The following is a 22,875-nucleotide window of genomic DNA, read 5'->3' as shown; positions in this document are numbered from 1 at the left end:
GCCGTACACTTGAATCAACGACGCGGGGTGGAGCAGCTCGGTAGCTCGCTGGGCTCATAACCCAGAGGTCGCAGGTTCAAATCCTGTCCCCGCTACTGAAGGCCGAAGGCCGGGACTCTCAGGAGTCCCGGCCTTCGGTGTTTTTCAAGCTGCCCGGGCCTTTCCGCGACCTTCACATTCGGTCACGCCACGTAAGTGAACCATGTCGCTCCGCATAACAACTGACGCACCGTCAGGCATTCTGTCGACCCCGCCACTCGGTCAACTCGCCCGATTTTCGCCGGTCATGGCCCGTAAGTCCCCGGCGAAAATGTTAATGATCAAGCGGAACAGCTTGGAAACCTGACCCACTGTCTATTAACGTTCGATAACGCAGCGCGGTCGTCCCAGCCGTCACAAGAGGCGGCTCCGTGCTCACGCGCCGAATCCCGCAAGGGAACCGGGGAACCACCACCTTGGGGTGAATCACGTGGATGCCGCCGTGAACTCACGGCCGGTATACGCGCGTAGGAGACCTTCCCGCTCCGAACCCGTCAGCTAACCCGGTAGGCGTCACGGAAGGAAAGGAGTACGCCTTCGTGGCGTCCAACCCGCCTGCCCCCGAGGCCCCCGCGCCGAGCCGCCGCAGCACCGAGACCTTCGGTTACGGCGACTACCGCACCGACGAGGGCCCCTGGGAGGAGTGGAACCCCACCGCGGAATCCATTCGCCCGGTACGTGGCCGGCACCGCGTCGCCAAGCAGCGCGGCGGGCTCGCCCGCAGCTCCACCGTCCTGGGCGTGGGCGTCATCGCCGCCGTCGGCGCGGGCGGCATCGCCAGCGCCAACACCGGCAAGCCGCCGGTCTCCATCTCCATACCCGACCTGCCCTCCGTCGGCTCGCTGCTGACGGACGACACCGAGGACACCGCCAAGGACGCCGCGGACGCCCTCAGCAGCGTCGGCGCCGACACCGACACCACCACCCAGAGCGCCACCGACGCCGGTGAGTCGCTGCGCAGCCGCATCATGGCCCAGGCCGAGTCGCAGCAGGGCCAGATCGAGAGCAAGGCCCAGGCCGCCGCCGAGGCCGCGGCCGCCAAGGCCGCCACCGACGCCGCCAACAAGGCCGAGCAGGAGGCCAAGGCCAAGGCCGAGGCCGCCAAGAAGAAGGCGAAGGAAGAGGCCGAGCGGAAGGCCGAGGCCGAGCGTCTCGCCGAGCTGGCCAAGCAGTACACGCTGCCGACCTCCTCGTACACCATCACCTCGACCTTCGGTCAGGCCGGCTCGTACTGGTCCTCCGGCTACCACACCGGCCTCGACTTCGCCGCGCCCACCGGCACGCTCATCAAGGCCATCCACAGCGGCACCATCACCGAGGCGGGCTGGGCCGGTTCGTACGGCTACCGCACGATCATGACCCTCGACGACGGTACGGAGCTGTGGTTCTGCCACCAGTCCTCCATCAACGTCAGCGTCGGCCAGAAGGTCGGCACGGGCGACGTCATCGGCCGGGTCGGCGCCACCGGCAACGTCACCGGCGCCCACCTCCACCTGGAGGTCCACCCCGGCGGCAGCAGCTCGGGCATCGACCCGATGGCGTGGCTGCGCGGCAAGGGGCTCAACCCCTGAGAACCCGTCGGGTTCCGCAGACTTCCGGGAGTCGGTGAGGTCTCCCGGATTCACGAAGCGTTCACGGGAGGCACGGAATGCGTGCCTCCCGTTCGCGCGTTGACGTAGAGCATGACTTCATCATCTCTGCGCAAGCTCGGCTCCTCCGACCTCGAGGTCTTCCCCCTCTCCCTCGGCGGCAACGTCTTCGGCTGGACCGCCGACGAGGCGACCTCCTTCGCCGTCCTCGACGCCTACACCGCCGCCGGCGGCAACTTCGTCGACACCGCCGACGTCTACTCCGCCTGGATCGAGGGCAACAGCGGCGGCGAGTCCGAGACCATCATCGGCAAGTGGGTCACGGCCCGCGGCAACCGCTCCGACGTCGTCATCGCCACCAAGGTCAGCCAGCACCCCGAGTACCAGGGCCTGACCGCGGCCAACATCAAGGCCGCCGCGGACGCCTCCCTGCGCCGCCTGAACACCGATTACATCGACCTCTACTACACGCACTTCGACCAGCCCGAGGTGCCGGTCGAGGAGATCATCGGCGCCCTCGACGAGCTGGTGCGGGCGGGCAAGGTGCGGCACATCGCCGCGTCCAACATCTCGGCCGGACGCCTGCGTGAGTCCCTGGAGTTCTCCGACCGCGAGGGCCTCGCCCGGTACGTCGCCCTCCAGCCGCACTACAACCTCGTCTCGCGCGACACCTACGAGGGTGAGCTGAGCGACGTCGCCTCCCGCGCGGGCCTGGCCGCCGTCCCGTACTACGCGCTGGCCTCCGGCTTCCTCACCGGCAAGTACCGGCCCGGCACGACGGTGGACAGCGCGCGTGCCGGCCAGGCAGCGGGGCACCTCGAGTCCGAGCGCGGCGTCAAGGTCCTCGCCGCGCTCGACGAGATCGCCCAGGCCCACGATGCCCCGATCGCCACGGTCGCCCTCGCCTGGCTCGCCGCCCAGCCGACCGTCGCGGCGCCGATCGCCTCCGCCCGCACGGTCGACCAGCTGCCGGCACTGCTGGGCGTGGCGGAACTGCGGCTGACGGAGCAGGAAGTGGCGAAGCTGACGGAAGCCTCGGCCTAGTCAGTCACTCACGGCGTTCAGCCGCGACGGCGTTGTCCGGCGGTGCCGAACCCCCGCGACCCGGGCTCGCTACGAGCGGTAAGGGTTGTACGCGGGTGAGGGCGCCGCCGGATACCCGTACCCCGGCCCGGGGCCGTTCGCGTACCCCTGCACGTATCCGTACCCCCCGTGAACCGGCCAGGGCGGCACCACCACCGGCACCGGCGGCGCGGCCACCCGCGCCGCGTGGTCCAGCGCCGGGCGTGCCACATCCCGGCGCCCCCACAGCTCCCGCAGCAACTCCGCCTCCCGCACGACGAAGTCAGCGCCCGCCTTCCCACGGTTCCCCCGGCGCCGCAGGAACGCCAGTGACGTCGCGTACGCCTCGTACTGGGCCACCGCGCGCGCCGCGGGCCTGCCGGAATGACGCCTGGCGTACTCCCGGGCCAGCCGCCGTGCCCGCATCGACCCGAGGGCGAACGGCTCGGCCGGCGCCAGCCATCCCGCGGCGGCGTACGCGGGCAGCTCCTCGCGTACGGTCCTCAGCTCCCGCTGCCGGGTCCAGACGACCAGCCACGTCAGCAGACCGAACGCGGGCAGCATGAACGCCCCGTACACGGCGAGGAACCCGTACTCGCCGAAGGTCGACGAGCCGTTCCAGAACGCGTGCATGGCCATCGCCAGCAGCAGTCCCGTCAGCGGCAGCAGCACCCGCCGGACGTGCTGGCGTTCCCCGGCGAGCGCGGCGAAGCCGAATCCGATGCCGGTCATGACGGTGAACAGGGGGTGCGCGAACGGCGACATGATGACGCGCACGAAGAACGTCGCGGCGGTCACGGAGGCGATGCCGCGGTCCCCGGTGAGCTGGTCGGTGCCGAACGCCGTGCCCAGGTAGAGGATGTTCTCGGTGAACGCGAACCCGGTCGCGGTCACCCCGGCGATGACCACCCCGTCGACGATGCCGGTGAAGTCCCGCCGCCGGAACAGGAAGACCAGCAGGACGGCGGCGGCCTTGGCCGACTCCTCGACGACGGGGGCTATGACGGTCGCGCCGAGAGTGTCGGCACTGGACGGATCGGCGGTGGCCGTGGCTATCCATCTCGTCGCGAAACTGTTGGCCACGATCGCTATCAGCGCGGCCGCGCAGGCACCCCAGGCGAACGAGAACAGCAGGTTGCGCCAGGGGCCGGGTTCCACCCGGTCGAGCCAGCGGAACGCCGCGACGAGCAGCGGCACCGGCAGCACCGCGAGCCCGAGTCCGACCAGGAACCCCTCAGTGCCGGTCTGTTCGCGCACCAGCGCGAGGATGACGAGCCCGGAGAGGGTGAGGAGGGTGATCAGCGCCCCGTACCGTACCGACTTGCGCTGCCACCAGTGCGCGTGCCGGAGCGTGCCCCCGCCGGCGGGGCCGTCGGGGTGCGTCGGATACGGGGGAAAGGTGGCCACGGCATCGACCCTAACGAGGGAGCGCGCCGCCCGCGACGGTGCGCGATCGTCAGGCGTCGGCGGGAGGCTCGGTGGGGGACTGGTGGTGCGGGCTGAGGTCATGGGAACGCCGAACCGCGTTCTGCTCGCGGTGCTGTACGCGGCGGAAGAGCAGATCGTTCACGACATGACCCTTGTCCAGTCCCTGGCCCTCGAAACGGGTCAGTGGCCGGAACTCGGGACGTGGCGCGAAACCGCCATCGGCCTGGGTGTTCTCGAAGTCGGGGTGCGCGCTGAGCACCTCGAGCATCTGCTCGGCGTACGGCTCCCAGTCGGTCGCGCAGTGCAGGACCGCCCCCGGCTTCAGCCGCGTCGCGGCGAGAGTGAGGAAGTCGGGCTGGATCAGCCGCCGTTTGTGGTGGCGCTTCTTGGGCCAGGGGTCGGGGAAGTACACGCGCAGGCCGGCCAGCGCGTCCGGGGTGAGCATCTCGCGCAGCAGGATGATGGCGTCGCCGTTGCCGACCCGGACGTTGGTCACTCCGTTGTGGTCGGCGAGGTTGAGCAGGTTCCCCTGGCCCGGGGTGTGGACGTCCACGGCGAGGACGTTCGTGTCCGGGTCGGCGGCGGCCATCTGCGCGGTGGCCTCGCCCATGCCGAAGCCGATCTCCAGCACGACCGGGTTGTCGTTGCCGAAGAGCTCGCCCAGGTCGAGGACCCGCTGCCCGTCGATGTCGAGCCCCCACTTGGGCCACAGCCGCTGCAACGCGTCCGCCTGCCCCGCGGTCACCCGGCTGCGGCGCGGCTGGAAACTGCGGATCCGCCGCTCGAAGTGGGATCCGGCGGGATCGGCCGTGGGCCCGTCCGGGAAACGGGGCTCACCCTTGGCCCGGGTGTGCCGGATCGAGACACCGGGGTCGTGCGGGTGCTGCTCACCGGGTGCGGGCTGGGGGGCTTCGGGGGTGTTGAGGGAGTCAGACACAGTGCACTCGATTTTACGGGGCTCGATTCAGGGGGCGGAGGGCGCCGTGAGCACGGCGGCTCGGAGGGACTGGCCGCTGAGGGGACTGGCCGCTGGGGGGACTGGGCCCTACACCGACCCCAGCACGGTCAGCGCCCGCCGAGCCACCTCCCGACCGATCGGGAGCGAGGCGGTCGCCGCGGGGGACGGCGCGTTCAGGACATGGACGGCCCGCGCCCCCTCCCGGATCAGGAAGTCGTCCACCAGCCCCCCGTCCCGCAGCACGGCCTGAGCCCGCACGCCCGCCGCGGTCCTCACCAGGTCGCCCTCCCCCACCGCCGGCAGCAGTCTGCGCACCGCCTCCGTGAACGCCCCCTTCGACACCGACCGCCGCAGCTCACCCGCCCCGTACCGCCAGTGCCGCCGTGCCATCCGCCACACCCCGGGCCACGCGACGGTCGTCGCGACCTCGCCCGGCCGTACGACCCGCCATTCGTATCCCTCGCGCGCCAGCGCCGGCACGGCATTGGGGCCGACGTGCACGCTGCCGTCGATCCCGCGTGTGAGGTGCACCCCGAGGAACGGGAACGCCGGGTCCGGCACCGGATACACCAGTCCCCGCACCAGCTCCGGCCGCGCCAGCTCGTAGTACTCCCCCCGGAACGGCACGATCCGCACCCCGGGCTCGTCCCCGGTCATCCGGGCGACCTCGTCGCAGTACAGCCCGGCGCAGTTCACCAGCACCCGGCCCCGGACGACGTCCCCGTTCGTGGTCCGCACCGCGACGCCCCGGTCGGGGCGCCGGTCGATCCGCTCGACCCGGGCGCCGTAGCGGATCTCCGCCCCCGAGGCCTCGCCGAGCTGCCGTGCGACCCCGACGAAGTCGCACACCCCTGTCGTCCCGACGTGGATCGCCGCGAGGCCCCGCACCTCGGGCTCGTACTCCGCGATCTGCGCTCCGCCCAGCTCCCGCACCGGGATGCCGTTCTCCCGGCCGCGCTGCACGAGCGCGTGCAGGCGGGGCAGCTCCTCCCGCTCGGTCGCCACGATCAGCTTGCCGGTGACGGCGTGCGCGATGCCGTACTCCGCACAGAACTTGATCATCTCCGCGGCACCGCGCACGGCGTACCGCGCCTTCAGTGACCCCGGCTTGTAGTAGATCCCGCTGTGGATCACACTGCTGTTGCGCCCCGTCTGGTGTCGGGCAGCCCCCGGCTCCTTCTCCAGCACGGTCACCCGGGTCCCCGGCGCTGCGCGGGTGATCGCGAACGCCGTGGACAGCCCGACGATCCCCCCGCCGACCACCAGCACGTCGCAGTCGTACGCACCCACCCGCACCTGCACCACCTCCGCCTCCGATAGTGCACTGCGCCACTGACACTACGTTCAAACCCCGGCGAGCACAGCCGACCCCAGGACGGCAGACGAGAAGGCGAAGTGCTACGCGGGAGCCATGAGAAGCGGCCGAGCCCGCTCCCGCAACTCCACCACCCTCGGCTCGTCCCCATACGGCTCCAGCCGATGAAGAAGATCCTTCACGTACTCCGTGGTCCGAGCCGAAGAGATCCTCCCAGCCACCTCCACGGCCCGCACCCCCTGCTCACACGCCGCATCGAGATTGCCGGACTCCAGCTCGGCCACGGCCGACACCACCAGCCGTAACCCGTGCGACCGCACGAACTCCTCCGTCGGCTTCGACAACGCCTGCTCCGTGAACCGGCGCACCTGCCGCGGCGCCTTCAGATCCCGGTAGCACTCCGCCGCGTCCGCGGCGAACCGGTCGTAGCCGTAGAACCCCAGCCACGACGGGTCGTTGTCGCCCTCACGCGACCGTTCCAGCCAGCTCTCGGACGCCTTCAGCGCCGCACCGGCCGCCGGTGCGTCACCCGCGCGCGCGTGCGCCCGCGCCTCGACCAGCCGGAAGAAGCTCATCGTGCGGGCCGTGGCCAGCCCCCGGTTGCGCTCCAGGGCGGCCTGCGCCAGGTCGACGCCCTCGTCGCCGAAGCCGCGGTAGGTCGCCTGGAGGGACATGGAGGCGAGGACGTACCCGCCGAGCGGGACGTCCGCGGCCGCGCGGGCCAGGCGCAGCGCCTGGATGTAGTACCGCTGGGCGGCTTCCTGCTGGCCGGTGTCGAAGGCCATCCAGCCGGCCAGACGGGTGAGTTCGGCGCTCGCCCCGAACAGGGCCCGGCCGACCTCGTCGGAGTACGAGCCGAGCAGCAGCGGCGCCGCCTCCACCCTCAAGCACTCCGGCACCATCGATGAGCGCCAGTCACCGCCCCCGTACTTGGAGTCCCAGCGCCTGGCGTCCTCGGCGGCCTCCCGCAGCTTCTGCACATCGCTGTGGCCGACTTTGAGCGGTGCGCCGGAGCCCTCGGTCAGGTTCGCCTCGCGCGCCACCGAGCTGTCGGCCGGGGTTATCAGCCATCGTGAGGCGGGCGTCGCGTACGCGCTCACCGCGAACGAGCCGGCCAGCGACTGCCAGATGCCGCCGGAGCCCGCGCGGCGCCCGGCGAGGTCGAGCCGGTACAGCTCGGTCGCCGACCGCACGGCCTGTCCGACGTCCCGGGGGAAGGCGAGCCCCACTTCGGGCGCGGGGTCGGCGTCGGCCAGGCCGATCTCGTGGAGTGGCACGGGTCGGCCCAGTTTCTGGCCGATCGCGGCGGCGATGAGGTGCGGGGCGGCGCCCTGCGGCACCATGCCCTTCGACACCCAGCGCGCCACCGACGTCTTGTCGTAGCGAAGCGTCAACCCGCGTTGGGCGCCAAGATCGTTGACGCGACGCGCGAGTCCCGCGTTGCTGATTCCCGCGAGGGCGAGAACGGCGCCGAGTTTTTCGTTCGGCCCGCGTTGCTCCCTGGACATGCGCCACCCCTCGACACAGACGGCTGCCGCGCTGGCATAACCACGCGGCATTCGTAAACCCAGCGTAGTTCGCCGCATCCCAAGCGTTAAGGGGCATTCTTCCGGATGGCGGGATTGTGGTCCGTACTGAAGTGCGGGCTCACCTACACACCGTTGCCACGTGCTCCCGTTGTGTGGCTGTGCGCCCGGCCGTGCGCTCTTCTCCGGCCAGTGGGGGAGCGGTTCCATGGCTCGTGCGTGGGTCGGCCCGCTGTACTGGATCCAGTGGGCTGGGGGACACCGCCGCCTACATCCCCGCGGGCGGCGGACCGGTCCGGGAGGCGTGCTCCGCCTCCCGGGCTGCGCACCCGTCGGGCGGTGCGCGGGGTTGTGTACGGAGCGTGTGCGCGCTCGCCGTGACGGCCGCCGCATGTCCTCGATTTGGCCGAAAATCGCCCCTGTCCTTCGTATGGGATTACCGCTCTCACCACGGAAGTTGAGGGCGCGAAGGGCGTTTTCGGGGAGCGTACTGGGGGCGCATTCGAGTCGAAGTCACCGCCTCCCGCCTGCGTGTTCAGGTCGACGCGACCGTGCGGGCCGCCCGGCACTTCCTGGATCACAAGCGGCTCCGCCGCCCCTCTGTGCGCCGTTCTTCGTGGCAGCATGGTGACCCGTTCGTGCGGTGCACTGGTTGTCCACGGGTCTGTGGAGGCGTCGATGCGGTGGTTGGTGGGGTGGAGCAGCACCGCCGCGCGAGCCCTTGAGCCCGGCTCCGCCGGCGCCAACGGGCTCGACGGCGAGACCCTGCACCCGGTGGGCTCCCACCTGTTGTGGGGCGACCCCGATCCGCTGTGGGCGGTCGGCGACTGGCGCCCCGACGAGGTGCGGATCGTGTCGGCCGACGCCCAGACCCGGATCGCCGTCCTGGGCCTGTGCGGGGCCACCGACGAGCAACTGCGGGTCGGCCTGTTCGCCGCGCGCGGCGGGGCGCTTCGCCATCTGACCGCCTGGCCGGGCAGCTACACGGCCGTCGTCCAGGTCGGGCGGCGGGTCACCGTCTGCGGCGACCTGGCGGGCGCACGCCCGGTGTTCCACACCCCCTGGGCCGACGGCACGGCGTACGCCACGGCCGCGCTGCCCCTCGCCGACCTCGTCGAGGCCAACCTCGACTTCGGTCACCTCGCCGCGCTGCTGGCCACCCCCGACGTACCTGCCGCGCTCCAGGACTCCACGCCGTACGACGGCGTGCGTCGCGTTCCGCCGGGGCATGCGCTGATCCTTCGCGCCGGGGCGCGTGAGGTCGCCGGGTACGAGCAGGTCGCCTCCCTCGCGGTGGCGGCGCCCGCGGCCGACCCGGACCGCGCGGTCGACGCCGTGCGCGACGCGCTCGTCGAGGCCGTACGGACCCGCCTCTCCGCACCCCGGCACGTCCCCGACATCGACCCCGGGCCCGTCCCGGGCATGGGCCCCGCCGAACGGCGGGCCGCGCGCGGGATGCCGGTTCCGGGCATCGGCGCGGATCTCTCCGGCGGCCCGGCCTCCGGCACCCTGGCGCTGCTCGCGGCGGGCCTGCCCGGCCGGCCCGGCACACTCCTGGGCCACGGCACGGGCGCGGGCGAGCGGCTGCTGGCCGTCACGTTCAACGACCTGGCCGTACCGGGCCGGGAGGCCGAGGTGGAACGCGCGGGGACCCTCGCGGCCAACCCGCGCCTGCACCACGTCGTCGTGGCGGGCGGCGAGGAGACCCTGCCGTACGCCGACCTCGACGGCCCGCTCACCGACGAGCCCGGCCCCTCCCTGGTGACGGCGGCCCGGCACCGCGCCCGCCTCGCCTCGGGCAGCGCCGACCACTTCACCGGGTACGGCGCCCGGCAGGTCCTGGACGCCCACCCCGCGCGCCTCGCCGACCTCCTCATGGACCGCAAACGGCGCCATCTCGTGCGCCCCGTCGCCGCGCTGGCCAAGGCGGACGGCTCGGTGCTGGTCCCCGCGCGCGTGTACGGCGCGGCCCGGCGGCTCGCGCGGACGTCGTACGGTGCGGGCGTCGAGGTGCTCGCCGAGCGGCTGCTGCAGCGCAGACTCGACGAGCCCGGAGGTGCGGTGGGGGCGTCGCTGGCGGCGCTCACCTGGGCCAGACCCGGGCCGGCGGCACGCTGGCTGACCGGAGAGGCGCTCGCTGAAGTATCGGTTCGTCTGCAAGGGGCGACCCACCGCTCGGGCGTGGGGCCCGGGCAGCGTCCCGGCGACCACCGCGCGCGTGCGGCTCTGGCCCGCCACGCGGCGGACCTCCGCATCCTGGAACAGGCCGCCGAGATCCGCTTGCAGCGCCTGCACGCCCCCTTCCTCGACAACCAGGTCGTACGGGCCTGCCGCGAGCTTCCCGAGACGCTGCGGGTGCAGCCGGGGGCGCGGGCGGCGATCCTGCGCACGGTGCTGGAGGGTGCCGGGGTGACCGACCTCCCGCCCGGCTGGGGCGCGCCCTCCCACGCGTCGGCGGCGGCCTCCCGCACTGGCCTCAGGGTCTCCGCGGACTCCCTCATCGCGCTCTTCGACACGCCCCTGCTCGCCGAGGCGGGCCTGGTCGAGGCCCGCGTCGTCCGCAAGGCCCTCCGCTCCGCCGCCCAGGGCGAGCCCCTCCCCCTCGACGGCCTCGCCGACCTCGTCTCCCTCGAACTCTGGCTCCGCCGCCTCCTCTCCCGCCGAGGCACCTGCTGGACCGGCACCCCGGCCCGCACGCGCGCGGTGCCGGCGGGGATCTCACCGCAGCGGGGGGCACTGGCCGCCGGCGGCTGAGCGGGGCGTTGTCCTCAGAACACCGGACAGGCTCGATGGCGCCTCGGCTCGGCACCGGGTGCGCTCGAAACCCCATGCCGCATCCCACCACCCCAGCGACAATGGGCCGATGCGGTACAGAATCCTGGGCGTCACCCAGGCGCAGGACACTCAGGGCAGAGACGTCCCCCTCCCCGGCCCCCGCCTCCGCACCCTCCTCACGGCCCTGGCCCTACGCCCCGACCGCACGACCACCCACGAAACCCTCATCGACGAGATCTGGGCCGACGACCCACCCCAAGACGCCCCCGCCGCCCTCCAGGCCCTCATCGGCCGCCTCCGCCGAGCCCTCGGAAGAGACGCCGTCACCTCCGAGCCCGGCGGCTACCGCCTCACCGCCGCCCCGGACGACATCGACCTCTTCGTCTTCGAACGCCTGGTACGCCAGGGCACCACCGCGCTGTACGACCGCGCCGACGCCTCCACCGCCGCCCGCCACCTCGCCCACGCCCTCACCCTGTGGCGCGGCCCCGCCCTCGCCGATCTCCCCGACCGCACCGCCGCGACCCGCCCGGACGCCCTCCGCCTGGAGGCGACCCGCACGCACGCCGAGGCCCAGCTGCGACTCGGCCGAGCCCAGGACGTCGTACCGCACCTGACGGCCCTCACCGCGGCGCACCCCTACGACGAACCGCTGCACGCCCTCCTCGTCCGCGCCCTGCGCGACACCGGCCGTACCGCCGACGCCCTCGCCGCGTACGAGACCGCCCGCCGCGCCCTCGCCGACGGCCTCGGCACCGACCCGGGCGAGGAACTCCGTACGCTGCACGCGACGTTGCTCAACGGAACGACTGCGGTGCCGACGACCGCACCAGCCCGACCGGCACCCCGGCCCCCCGAACGTCTCGGCAACCTACGTCCGCGGCTTACCTCTTTCGTGGGCCGGGAACCCGAGCTCGCCGCCATCCGTTCCGAATTGCACAGGGCCCGTCTCGTCACCCTCACCGGATCGGGCGGCTCCGGAAAGACCCGCCTCGCCGAGGAGGCCGCCGCCGGCCTCCCTCAGGCATGGCTCGCCGAGCTCGCCCCGCTCGACCGGCCGGAGGCGGTGCCCGGTGCAGTGGTCAGCGCGCTCGGTCTGCGCGAGACCGTGCTCCTGGCCAACGACCTGGGAACCCCGCAGGACGATCCGGTCGCCCTGCTCGTCGAGTACTGCGCCGCGCGCAGCCCACTCCTGATCCTTGACAACTGCGAACATGTCATCGACGCGGCCGCCACCCTCGTCGAGACCCTCCTGACCCGCTGCCCCGGGCTCACCGTCCTCGCCACCAGCCGTGAACCCCTGGGCGTCCCCGGCGAGTCGGTTCGCCCGGTCGAGCCCCTCCTCCCCGACCAGGCGCACCGCCTGTTCACGGAGCGCGCGGCCGCCGCCCGTCCCGACGCGGCCGTGGTGCTCCGTGATGAGCAGGCGGTGGCGGAGATCTGCCGGCGCCTCGACGGACTGCCGCTCGCCATCGAGCTGGCGGCGGCCCGCCTGCGGCTGCTCACGCCGCGCCAGATCGCCGACCGCCTCGACGACCGCTTCCGCCTCCTCACCTCCGGAAGCCGCACGGTCCTGCCCCGCCAGCAGACCCTGCGCGCGGTCGTCGACTGGTCCTGGGACCTGCTCGACGAGCGAGAGCGGACGGTCCTGCGCGAGGTGTCCGTGTTCACGGGCGGCTGGGACCTCGACGCCGCCGAGGCCGTGTGCACCGGCCCGGTCGCGGACCTCATGGGGGCGCTCGTCGACAAGTCCCTGGTCGTGGCCGCCCCCTGCACAAGGGACGGCGACGGCATGCGGTACCGCATGCTGGAGACCATCCACGAGTACGCCACCGAGCGCGCCGCCGAGGCCCCCGAGCTGCGCGCCAGGGCCGAGCGTCGGCACCGCGCGTGGGCGCGTGCCCTCGTGGAGCGGGCCGAGCCGCTGCTGCGGTCCGCCGGGCAGCTCCCGTGGATCTCCAGGCTGGAGACCGAGCTGGACAACATCCGTGCCGCCCTCGACCGGTCCCTCGCCGCCGGCGACGAGACCGAGGCCACCGCCCTCGCCCTCGCCATGGGCTGGTTCTGGTGGCTGCGCAACTACCGCAACGAGGGCGCGCAATGGGTCGACCGCGTCCTGCGCCTGGGAGCGTCCCTGGACAGCGGCGCCGGCCCGCTGACCGGCGACGCCGAGCACGTCGCCGACCCCCTCGACGCCTTCCTCGCCGCCCCCGACGGGGAAGTGCCGCATCCCCTGCACGGAACGCGCATGGACCTGCGCCTGCTCGGCCTCTTCCTGACCTCGGAGTCCCCGCCGGACGAGGCGGCGGAGGACCCCCGGTACCCGCGGTACATCGCCCGCGTACGCGCCCACTACGAGCAGGGCGGCCCACGGGCGGCCCGGATGCCGGGGGTGGCATGGCCGCTGACGGCCTTCCACCTTCGGGGCTCCGTGGACGTGCTGTCCGTGCTGGACACGGCGGTCGCCAACTGCCGTGTCCACGGCGACGACTGGGCGGTCGGCGCCACCTTGATGATGCGGACCCACATGGTCGTCGACTCGCCCGGCGGTCTGCGCCGGGTCGACGACGACCTCGCCGAACTGCGCGTGCTCAGCCGGCGGGTCGGTGACCGCTGGATGTGGGCCCAGGTGTGCAGCGCGGCCGGCGAGGCGGCGATGGCACGCGGCCGCCTGGAAGAGGCGGAGGGGGAGTACCGCGAGGCGCTGCGGCTCGCCTACGAGGTCGGCGCGTACGCCGAGTCGCCGTTTCTCATGGTCCGGCTCGCGGAGATCTCCTACCGCGCGGGCGACCGCCCCACCGCCCTGGCCACGCTGGACGAGGCGGACGCGGCCGCCGACCGCTACGGCGTGATCGACTCCCGGGCGTTCGCCCTGCTGCTGCGGTCCCACATGGCACTGGAGGGCAAGGACACCGCCTTGGCACGCGAGTTGTGCGACGCGGCACACGCGATGGCGGCGGCGGGCACCCCGCCACCCCAGTTCATCGCCGTGCTGGGCCTGCTCGAAGCGAACGTCACCGCCGCCGAACGCGGACCGGAGCACGGCCTGCCGCTCCTCGCCGACGTACTGCGGCAGGCCGTGACCGACCGGTGCGCCGAGGCGATCACGTCGGCGGTCGTGGACAGCGCGGCGTACCTCCTGACCCGGCTCGGCGACTTCCCGCGCGCGGTACGCCTGTTAGGGGCGGGCGACCGGCTGCGTGGCCACCCGCGTCCCACGCCGGAGCGCGAGGAGACCGAGCGAGCGGTGGCGGCCGCCCGTGCGGCCCTGGGCGCCGAGCGTGTCGCGGCCGAGAGCACCAGGGGCGCGGCCCTCACCCTGGAGGGCGTCCTGCGTGAACTGGCCGAGGCCGCGCGGCAGCATCCGGTCGACGCTAGGAGCAGGTGAACCTGGCGTTCGCCCAGTCCGCGAGCGCCGCGGGGTCGAAGGGGCCCGCGCTGTGCGGTTCGACGACCAGCCGTACGGTCCGGTGTCCGGTGAGGTTCACATGGACGGGGACGGCCGGATCCCCGCCCTTGACCATGCCGGAATTCCACAGCCGTACGCCGTCGGCGTAGACGGCGAAGGAGACCTTGCCGAGCTTCGGCGTCAGGTCGTCGACACCGATGAGCGCGTCGTAGGAGGAGCAGGCGCGGTTGAGGTCGACGGTGACGGAGGACTCGCCGTGCACGGTCACTCCGCGCGCATAGCGCTGGTCGTCGATCGACATCCCGTGGCGCTGCCACACCCAACTGCTCGCCCGCAGCCGCATCTCGGGCTTGGTGCCGTCGCCGGTGACGTCGTACGACAGCTCGCTCCACTGGTAGACGACCGGGGCGGGCGGTGGAGGCGGCGGAGGCGGCGGAGGCGGGGGAGTGGGTGTCGGTTCCGGGGTCGCGGTCGACGTCGGGCCGGTGGTGGCGGTCGGCTCCGGTGCGGGCTTCGTGGTGGGCGGAGGTGTCGGGGTGGGGGCGGGCGTCTGCTCAGGGGTGCGGGCAGGTGTCGGCGTAGGGCCGGACGCGAGCAGCGCGGGCCGGGCCGGCTGTGACTGCTGCTTCGCGGGCGCGGCCGAGGGCGACGAGGTGGGCGTGGGCGTCGGGTGGGACGTCGGCGGCTGCGGTTGGACGACGGGCGCGGACGCGGGCGGCCTGGCCACCGGCTCCTTGGCCGGACCGTCGTGGTTGATGAGGGCGACGGCGACCGCAGTGGCGGCGACGGCGACCGCGCCGGCCGCGATACCGGCCTTCACGGGCGCGCCCAGCGCCTCCGCGGCCGGCGCGCCGCCACCGGCGCCCGTCCCGCCCGTCCAGCCCCCTCCCGTCGTGGCCGCCGCGCCCAGGGCACCCGCCGTGCCGGCCCCACCGGCGATGAGCGCGAGTGCCTTGGCGTACCCGGCGGCGCCGAACCAGCCGATCACCGCGACCGGTACGACCGCGGGGATGCTGCCGGCGACCTCCTCGATCTGGAGCGCGGCCAGCCGGCATTTGGCGCAGTCCTCGAGGTGCTTGCGCAGCCCCCGTTCGGCGCGGGTGCGCAGCCTGCGCCGGGCGTAGCCGCCGAGCTGGTCGGCGTAGCGGGCGCACGCCTCGTCGCCGGTGAGGGCGGCGCTGACGTGGGCCTGCAGGTAAGCCTGTTTGAGGCCCTCGCGGGCGCGGCTGGCGAGCACGCGCGTGCCGTTGGCGTCGAGTCCGAACAGCACCGCGACATCGCTCGGCGACTCGTCCTCGACCTCGGTGTGCCACAGCACGGCCTGCCAGCGTTCGGGCAGCGAGCGGAAGGCCCGCATGGCCATGGACTGCTCGGCCTCGCGCATCGCGCGTACGTCCGCGCCCAGTTCGAGGGAGTCGTTGTCGGACGTCTGTGCGGACCGGGATGCGTGGGTCGCGAACACGGCGAAGTCGTCGACGAGCTGCTCGCGCCGCGCCGACCGTGTCCAGTGGGCGGCGACGCGCCGGACGGAGGTGAGCAGGTAGGCGCGTACGGCGTGTTCGGGCCCGGTGCCGCCGCGTACCGCCTGGAGCATGCGGGCGAAGACCTCGGCGGTGAGGTCGTCGGCGGTATGGGCGTCACGGCAGCAGGTGCGCGCGTACCGGCGCACGGCGTCCGCGTGGCGCCGGTACAGCTCCTCGTACGCCGTGTCGTCGCCCGAACGCATTCGTCCGATCAGTTCGGCGTCGGACGACGGCAGTGTCCGTCTGCCCTGACTGGGCACCTGCGGTGTGGGCGGACGGCCGACTTCCGCGTCGCCGTCATCGAGTGACCCGTCCCGCCCGTGCACGCTCATCGCGGAAAGCCCCCGCCGCCAGACCCATCAGTCCCGAACACCGGTCAGAGTGCCACATTGGCTTTTGTTCAGGACCCCGCGGTGGGGACCTTCCACTCATCCGTGCGGAAAAGAGGGGGCGCGGGTGACCTGCACCCACGCCCCCAACTCCCCGTGCGTCCTAAGCCGGCCGGGACCGCAGTCCCTCCAGCAGGATGTCCAGCAGTCGCGCCGAGGCCGCCGCCTGCTGCGCCGCGTCCGGCAGCGAGGGCGCCGCCGTCGCGATCACCAGCAGGACGTCGGACACCGACACGTCGGTCCGAAGTTCACCCGCCGCGCGCGCCCGGTCCACGAGCTGACCCACGACCTCGAGCAGCGCCGCCGCGCCCGTGTCGTCGTCCGCCGTGACCGACGACGCGGTGCTGTCCTCCTGCACCAGCCGCAGTTCCCCGCCGCCCGGCTGGGTCCGCTGCTGCGGAACCCGCGCCTCGCCGAAGGGCTCGGCGTCCGTGCCGTCCTCGGAGACACCGACCCTGAGCACCTGCGGCGGCAGTAACCGCCCGGCACCCGAGGCCACCGACGTCCGCAGGAAGCGCGACAGCGCCGACCACGGCTCGTCCTCCTGTCCGAGGGCCGCCCGAGCCTGGCCGGTCAGCCGGGAGGTCTCCTCCTCGGCTATCCGCCGGACCAGGACGTCCTTGCTCGGAAAACGCCGGTACACCGTGCCGACGCCGACCCGCGCGCGCCGCGCGACGTCCTCCATCGGCGCGCCGTACCCCAGCTCGCCGAAGACCTCGCGCGCCGCACGCAGCACGTGCTCAAGATTGCGCTGTGCGTCCACGCGCAGCGGTGTCGTCCGCGGTACCTCACCGCGTCCGTTGTGCGCCGCCGCGCTCACCACCGCCCCGCCGCCGGATACGACAGCGGATGCGGACGACCAATGAGAGTCCTGAATATGCATGAATGTTCCCCCGGTAATGACGTCTCCCCCCGGAGACTCTCCCCGCCATCGAATGCCCGGAGCGTGCGGAACGGACCCGCTTCCCGAGGCCGCCCGTCGCGGTCTCGACGAGCTCTCCCCACTACACCCCGTCGACACACGAACATAGTTGAGAGGGAGTCAATTCAGAAGGGGCGCGTTCCGCACGGAGCGCCCCCCGATCGGAGTACGGGGCGTATACGTCCCGAAACGTCCCCTTCCCGCTCCCTGGCTCACCCCCTCTGACCTGCACACCTGTCCCGGACCTCGGTGATTCGGCCAACCCTGCGCACACCAGGCCCACGGTCACACACATGGTCGGGACTGTGGACAAACGCCGACGCCGGGTGCGTCATGGGAAGGTGAAGGAACGTGCGCGCATTCTCGTTGTCGGCGGCGGCTACGTCGGGATGTACACGGCCCTGCGGCTCCAGCGGAACCTGAAACAGGAACTGGCCCGGGGCGACGCGGAGATCACCGTGGTCACACCCGACCCGTACATGACGTATCAGCCGTTCCTCCCGGAGGCGGCCGCCGGCTCGATCTCCCCGCGCCACGTCGTCGTACCGCTGCGCCGCGTCCTGCCCCACTGCCGGGTCATCGTCGGCGAGGCCACCGCCGTCGACCACGCCAAACGCACCGCCACCGTGAGCACCCTCGCCACCGAGGAGGAGGGCACGGGCGCCCTGCGGCTGTCGTACGACGAACTCGTCCTCGCACCCGGATCCGTCTCGCGCACCCTGCCCATCCCCGGCCTCGCCGACCACGCCATCGGCTTCAAGACGGTCGAGGAGGCCATCGGCCTGCGCAACCACGTCATCGAGCAGATGGACATCGCCTCCTCCACCCGCGACCCCGCGATCCGCGACGCCGCCCTCACCTTCGTCTTCGTAGGCGGCGGTTACGCCGGCGTGGAGGCGCTCGGGGAGCTGGAGGACATGGCCCGCTACGCCGCGCGGTACTACCACAACGTCCAGCCCGAGGACATGAAGTGGATCCTCGTCGAGGCCTCCGGCCGCATCCTGCCCGAGGTCGGTGAGGAGATGGGCCGCTACACCGTCACCGAACTGCGCCGCCGCAACATCGACGTACGCCTGAACACTCGGCTGGAATCCTGCGCCGACCGCGTCGCCGTCCTCAGCGACGGCGCCCGTTTCCCGACCCGTACGGTCGTGTGGACGGCCGGCGTCAAACCCCATCCGGTGCTCGCCGCGACCGACCTGCCCCGCACCGAGCGCGGACGGCTGAAATGCACCGCTGAGCTGTCCGTCGCGGACACCCCGCACGCCTGGGGCGCGGGCGACGCCGCCGCCGTCCCCGACGTCACCGCCGGGGGCACCTCCCAGGCCGGCGGCTCTGGGGGAGGACCCGGCAAGGAGACCGCCCCGAACGCCCAGCACGCCCTGCGCCAGGCAAGGGTCCTCGGCGACAACATCGTCCACGCGCTGCGCGGCGAACCGCTCGAGACGTACGCCCACACCTACGCCGGCTCGGTCGCCTCACTCGGCTTCCACAAGGGCGTCGCCCAGGTCTACGGGCGCAAGCTCAAGGGCTACCCCGCCTGGTTCATGCACCGCGCCTACCACCTCAGCAGGGTGCCGACCTTCAACCGCAAGGCGCGCGTGCTCGCCGAATGGATCCTCTCCGGGCTCTTCAAGAGGGAGATCGTCTCGCTCGGATCGCTCGAACACCCTCGAGCGGAGTTCGAACTGGCTGCCGGTGGAAAGCCTTCTGACGACCCGAAGGGGTCGTCCTGACCGGACCCAGGAACTTCACCGGCCACCCCGGCGTCTGACGACTGTCGGCCCGGACGGCCGCCCTGCCAGACTGACCCCGAGCCCGGGCGGGCCGCCCGCCCACCACCCCGCGAACCCACGACGCTGTTCCCAAGTGCCGCATACCCGGTGCTGCCCACAATGTGCGGTCACCGGAGCCCTGGCCCGGTCCGGAGCCGGCCGACGACGACTACACGAGGCAAGGATTCGTGAACTTCACGCGCTGGAGCGCCCGGCTCCCCGGAACGCAGCGCCGCGCAGCAGCGCGGCCCGAGCACCCCGCCTCCCCCGAACGTCGGGGGGACGGCTCGGTGCCCGCGGCCCGCACCGAACGACTGTCCGATGAAGCGGCACCCGTGCGAGCCGTCGACGACCTGCCCGTGCGCGAGGTCCTCGACCGCGCCCCGGCCCTCGTCGCCCTCATCCACGGCCCCGACCACCGCCTCGCCTATGTCAACGACGCCTACGTCACCGCCTTCGGCGCACGCCGCCTCGGCGAACCGGCCCGCGACGCCCTCCCCGAGCTGCGGGAACTGAGCCTGCTCCCGCTCCTGGACCAGGTCCTGCGCAGCGGCAAGCCCCGCACGGTCAAGTCCCGCAAGGCCCCCGACGGCCGCTTCTACACCTTCACCTGCACACCGGTCGCCGAGAACAGCGACGGCGAGGGCGGAGTCCTGGTCTTCGCCACCGACGTCACCGACCATGCCGAGGCCGCCGAACGCCTCCGCGCCAGCGAACGCCGCCAGCGCGAGACGGCCGTCACCCTCCAGCGCTCCCTGCTCCCCCAGGAACTCGAACAGCCGGACGACCTGCGCATCGCGGCCACGTACCAGCCCGGCGGCACCGAAGCGGCCGTCGGCGGCGACTGGTACGACGTGATCACCCTCGGCGGCGGCCGCACGGCCCTCGTCATCGGCGACGTCATGGGCAGAGGCGTCCGCGCCGCCGCGGTCATGGGCCAGCTGCGCACCGCCGTCCGCGCCTACGCCCGCCTCGACCTCCCCCCGCACGAGGTCCTGCAACTCCTCGACGGCCTGGCCGCCGAGATCGACGCCAATCAGATCGCCACCTGCGTCTACGCCGTCCACGACCCCAACGAGGGCCGCCTGGTGTACGCCTCCGCGGGCCACCTGCCCATCCTGGTCCGCGACGAGAGCGGCACGGTCGAGCGGGCAGACGAACCCACCGGACCGCCCCTCGGCACCGGCGGCTGGATGCACGCCTCGGGTTCGATCGCGCTGGGCCCCGGCTCCACGGCCGTCCTCTACACGGACGGCCTGGTCGAACGCCGGAACGAGGACCTCGACGAGGGCATCGCCTCCCTGGCACGCGCCCTCGCCGGTGCCACGGGCACCCCGCAGGTGATCTGCGACCGCCTGGTCCGCACGGCCGGCGTCACCGCCGACCACGACGACGACGTGGCGGTCCTGGTCCTCCAGCAGCCCGCCCGCACCGGCCCCGACAGCGAGCTCTTCCGCAACGCGGCTCTCGAACTCCTCGGCGGAGTGGAGGCGGCCCCACGCGCGCGTGCCTTCGCCTCCGGCGTCCTCACCAGCTGGCGCTTCCCGCCCGAGCTGCACGACCTCGGCGTGCTGGCCGCCAGCGAACTCGTCGCCAACTCCCTCCAGCACGGCACCCCACCCATGCGTCTGCGCCTGCGCCGCACCGACCGCCGCCTGATCATCGAGGTCACCGACGGCGACGACCACCTCCCCAGACGCCGCCGCGCCGAACCCGCCGACGAGTCCGGCAGAGGCATCGCCATCGTCGCCACGATCGCCTCGAACTGGGGCGCGAGGCGTACTCCCGGAGGGGGTAAAGCGGTGTGGTGCGAGTTCGTCCTGCCGAAGACCTAGAACCGCGTGGTCAGGCCTCCGCCGACACGGACTGCGCCGCGGCCCCACCGCGGGCCACCACACGGCTGCGAGCGAGCCCCGGCCGGTCCTGCACCGCGCTCAGCTGCCGCCCCAGCCGCAGAGCCAGCCACGTGATCCCCAACGAGAACAGCAGGAACGTCACCACATACGGCGCGTGCAGCGAGGCACCCATGGGCCCGCCCACCGCCGGCCCCACCGCCAACGCCAACTGCTTCACCAGAGCGAAGGCGGAGTTGTACTGCCCCGCCATCCCGCTCGGTGCCAGGTCGGCCACCAGCGGCGCCACCGTCGGCGACAGCATGGCCTCCCCCAGCCCGAACAGCGCGTACGTCGACACGAAGGCCGCCGTCGCCATCTCCTGGCTGCCGTGCCCGAGCCCCGCGTACGCCGCCGCGAGCCACGCCACGGCCCAGATCAGCCCCACGGACGCGATCACCCGGGACCGCCGACGCCGCTCCACGAACTTCAGCACGGCGAACTGCGCGACCACGATCATCGCGGTGTTCGCGGCCAGCGCGGTCCCCAGGGCGGACGTCGATATCCCCGCCGCCTCCACGCCGAAGGCGCTCAGCCCCGACTCGAACTGTCCGTAGCAGGCGAAGAACAGCACGAAGCCCAGCACACACAGCTGCACCATGGCCCGGTTCTCGAGCAGCTGCTTCCAGCTCCCCTTCGCCGACCCCGCCGGCGCGTCATCAATCCGCGGCGAGTGCGGCATCCGCACCGTCGCCATGACCACGACCAGCAGCAGGAACATCGCCGCCTCGATCGCGAACAGCAGCGTGAACGACGACACGCGCGTGGCGTCGACGAGATGCCCACCTATCAGCCCACCGACGCCGAGCCCCAGGTTCTGCAGGAAGAACTGCGTCGCGAACGCCCGCGACCGTGTCTCCGCCGTCGAACAGTCCACGATCATCGTCGCGAGCGCCGGCTGCATCACGGCCTGCCCGGCCCCGAGCGCGGCCGCCGCCAGCAGCACGGCCGTCGCGTTGCCCGCGAGCCCCAGGCTCAGCGAACCCAGGGCGGCGGTGACCAGGGCGGTGAGCAACACCGGAAGCGGGCCGCGCCGCACGATCGCCCGGCCGGCGAACGGCAGCACGATCAGCGCGGCCACGGCGAAGACGGCGAGCACGAGACTCGCCGTCATGGCCCCCAGCCCCCGCACTTGCGCCACATAGACGTACAGGTAGGGGACCGTGAAACCGAGCCCGAACGCGCTGAGTGCGTTGCCCACGTGGATCCGGCGCATCGCTGCGCCCTTCGCCCTGGTCACGTTCACCTCTCTCAAGTAGTTGGTGTGCCTCAGTAGTTAGGACTGAAGACTTCGAAGCTAAAGTTAGAAGGTAAACAGTACACCTCGAAGGACTTCGACGCCAAGCAGCCGCGTGCCATACTGCGACCATGGGCGACACCCCCGGCGGCCTCGGTGAGCCGACACTCGAAGAGCAGATCGCCGCCTACCAGCGCGAGTTCCAGGACCTCGACCCCCAGGTGGAGCAGATCGTCTCCGCGCTCTCCCGCCTGAACCGCCGCATGAACGTCGCCTACGGCCGCCAGACCTCCGCCCTCGGCATCAGCAACGCCGAGTGGGAGGTCCTCAAGGAGCTCGTCCTCGCCGGCGCCCCGTATCGCATGGGTCCCAGCGATCTCGCCAAGCGCCTCGGACTGACGCCGGCCGCGATGACCCACCGGATCGACCGCATGGTCACGGAGGGACTGGTTACCCGAGAGCGGGACGAGACCAATCGGGTCCGCGTCATCGTCGAGCTGACACCGGAGGGACGCGAGAAGTGGTTGGAGGCCATGCGCCTGGCGACGGTCTTCGAGGAGGACCTGCTCCAGGACCTGACTCCGCTCGAGCGCACAACGCTCGGCGAGGTGCTGACCCGGCTCCTTCGCCGCGTGGAGCACGCCCAGCCGGACTCCGGCGGCCGCCTCAGCGACCTCGACTGAAGCGAGCGAAAAGATCTTGACAGTGGGCGCTTGACAGCCTCCTCGTGGACCCGTAGAGTTCTTCGGGTTGTCGGAGAGCCGTAACGGTTCTTCGTCAGCGCTCCCGCCGCACCAGCGGCACCAAACCAAACGATCGCTCCTGACGGGGTCGAATTCGGTGTGCCCGAATTCGAATTCGATGGGGCTCGGTTGGTTTTCGATCGACTCGAACGACTCGATTGGGAATCGCCGGGAGGATCCGCTAAGGTTTGAGACGTCGGAACGGCCCAACGGCCGGGAAGACAACCCCCCTCTGACTGGGAATCAGGACCGAAAGGATCTGATAGAGTCGGAAGCGCCGGAAAGGGAAACGC

General features: G+C 72.3%; 14 protein-coding genes, 1 tRNA gene and 1 riboswitch. Of the genes, 8 read left to right on the top strand and 7 right to left on the bottom strand.

The window, feature by feature from the left end; all coding sequences use genetic code 11:
• The first annotated feature begins 21 nt into the window (after positions 1-21).
• The 3 genes from IG99_RS34080 to IG99_RS34070 all read left to right on the top strand — a co-directional run bounded on the left by IG99_RS34080 (position 22) and on the right by IG99_RS34070 (position 2,672).
• Positions 22-95, top strand: a tRNA-Met gene (locus tag IG99_RS34080).
• Positions 96-409: 314 nt separating this feature from the next.
• Positions 410-567, top strand: a riboswitch (cyclic di-AMP (ydaO/yuaA leader).
• 11 nt (positions 568-578) lie between these two features.
• Complete coding sequence (locus tag IG99_RS34075; protein ID WP_037680965.1) at positions 579-1,610, top strand: M23 family metallopeptidase; 1,032 nt, start codon at positions 579-581, stop codon at positions 1,608-1,610.
• 111 nt (positions 1,611-1,721) lie between these two features.
• Complete coding sequence (locus IG99_RS34070) at positions 1,722-2,672, top strand: aldo/keto reductase (protein WP_037680963.1); 951 nt, start codon at positions 1,722-1,724, stop codon at positions 2,670-2,672.
• Positions 2,673-2,741: 69 nt separating this feature from the next.
• Here IG99_RS34070 and IG99_RS34065 read toward each other — a convergent pair whose 3' ends face one another.
• From IG99_RS34065 to IG99_RS34050, 4 genes are all read right to left on the bottom strand, one after another.
• Positions 2,742-4,097 carry a PrsW family intramembrane metalloprotease gene (locus IG99_RS34065; RefSeq protein ID WP_037680961.1) on the bottom strand — a complete coding sequence of 452 codons (1,356 nt, stop codon included), beginning with the start codon at positions 4,095-4,097 and terminating at the stop codon, positions 2,742-2,744.
• 49 nt (positions 4,098-4,146) lie between these two features.
• On the bottom strand, positions 4,147-5,055 hold the full coding sequence (gene trmB, locus IG99_RS34060) for a tRNA (guanosine(46)-N7)-methyltransferase TrmB (RefSeq protein WP_078948073.1): 909 nt from the start codon (positions 5,053-5,055) through the stop codon (positions 4,147-4,149).
• A 108-nt stretch (positions 5,056-5,163) separates the two neighbouring features.
• Positions 5,164-6,381 (bottom strand): L-2-hydroxyglutarate oxidase, encoded by a 1,218-nt coding sequence (lhgO, locus tag IG99_RS34055; RefSeq protein ID WP_037680959.1) that lies wholly within the window; start codon positions 6,379-6,381, stop codon positions 5,164-5,166.
• Between the two features lie 93 nt (positions 6,382-6,474).
• Positions 6,475-7,899: a hypothetical protein gene (locus IG99_RS34050; protein WP_037680957.1), complete on the bottom strand. Its 1,425-nt coding sequence runs from the start codon at positions 7,897-7,899 to the stop codon at positions 6,475-6,477.
• 696 nt (positions 7,900-8,595) lie between these two features.
• On the opposite strand from IG99_RS34050, the gene IG99_RS34045 reads away from it, so the two are divergent.
• Both IG99_RS34045 and IG99_RS34040 read left to right on the top strand, forming a co-directional pair.
• Positions 8,596-10,671, top strand: coding sequence for an asparagine synthase-related protein (locus IG99_RS34045; RefSeq protein ID WP_037680953.1), 2,076 nt, complete (start codon positions 8,596-8,598; stop codon positions 10,669-10,671).
• A 109-nt stretch (positions 10,672-10,780) separates the two neighbouring features.
• Positions 10,781-14,080 carry an AfsR/SARP family transcriptional regulator gene (locus IG99_RS34040; RefSeq protein ID WP_037680952.1) on the top strand — a complete coding sequence of 1,100 codons (3,300 nt, stop codon included), beginning with the start codon at positions 10,781-10,783 and terminating at the stop codon, positions 14,078-14,080.
• On the opposite strand, the gene IG99_RS34035 is transcribed toward IG99_RS34040, so the two are convergent.
• On the bottom strand, positions 14,067-15,956 hold the full coding sequence (locus IG99_RS34035) for a sigma-70 family RNA polymerase sigma factor (protein WP_078948072.1): 1,890 nt from the start codon (positions 15,954-15,956) through the stop codon (positions 14,067-14,069). The genes IG99_RS34040 and IG99_RS34035 overlap by 14 nt on opposite strands.
• Positions 15,957-16,116: 160 nt before the next feature.
• Positions 16,117-16,896 carry a TetR/AcrR family transcriptional regulator gene (locus IG99_RS34030; RefSeq protein WP_078948070.1) on the bottom strand — a complete coding sequence of 260 codons (780 nt, stop codon included), beginning with the start codon at positions 16,894-16,896 and terminating at the stop codon, positions 16,117-16,119.
• Between the two features lie 332 nt (positions 16,897-17,228).
• Here IG99_RS34030 and IG99_RS34025 point away from each other — a divergent pair, with 332 nt between their 5' ends.
• The gene (locus IG99_RS34025) at positions 17,229-18,671 is read left to right on the top strand and encodes an NAD(P)/FAD-dependent oxidoreductase (protein ID WP_051866223.1); all 1,443 of its coding nucleotides are present in this window, start codon (positions 17,229-17,231) and stop codon (positions 18,669-18,671) included.
• Between the two features lie 227 nt (positions 18,672-18,898).
• Positions 18,899-20,545 (top strand): ATP-binding SpoIIE family protein phosphatase, encoded by a 1,647-nt coding sequence (locus IG99_RS34020; RefSeq protein WP_037680942.1) that lies wholly within the window; start codon positions 18,899-18,901, stop codon positions 20,543-20,545.
• A 10-nt stretch (positions 20,546-20,555) separates the two neighbouring features.
• Here the strand turns inward: IG99_RS34020 and IG99_RS34015 are convergent, their stop codons facing one another.
• Positions 20,556-21,818 carry an MFS transporter gene (locus IG99_RS34015; protein ID WP_199815673.1) on the bottom strand — a complete coding sequence of 421 codons (1,263 nt, stop codon included), beginning with the start codon at positions 21,816-21,818 and terminating at the stop codon, positions 20,556-20,558.
• 152 nt (positions 21,819-21,970) lie between these two features.
• On the opposite strand from IG99_RS34015, the gene IG99_RS34010 reads away from it, so the two are divergent.
• Positions 21,971-22,522, top strand: coding sequence for a MarR family winged helix-turn-helix transcriptional regulator (locus IG99_RS34010; RefSeq protein ID WP_037680939.1), 552 nt, complete (start codon positions 21,971-21,973; stop codon positions 22,520-22,522).
• Positions 22,523-22,875: the final 353 nt, after the last annotated feature.

The organism is Streptomyces griseus subsp. griseus (genome assembly GCF_000720255.1).
In the GTDB taxonomy this organism is placed as follows: domain Bacteria; phylum Actinomycetota; class Actinomycetes; order Streptomycetales; family Streptomycetaceae; genus Streptomyces; species Streptomyces griseus_I.
This window is presented reverse-complemented; position numbering and strand designations above follow the sequence as displayed.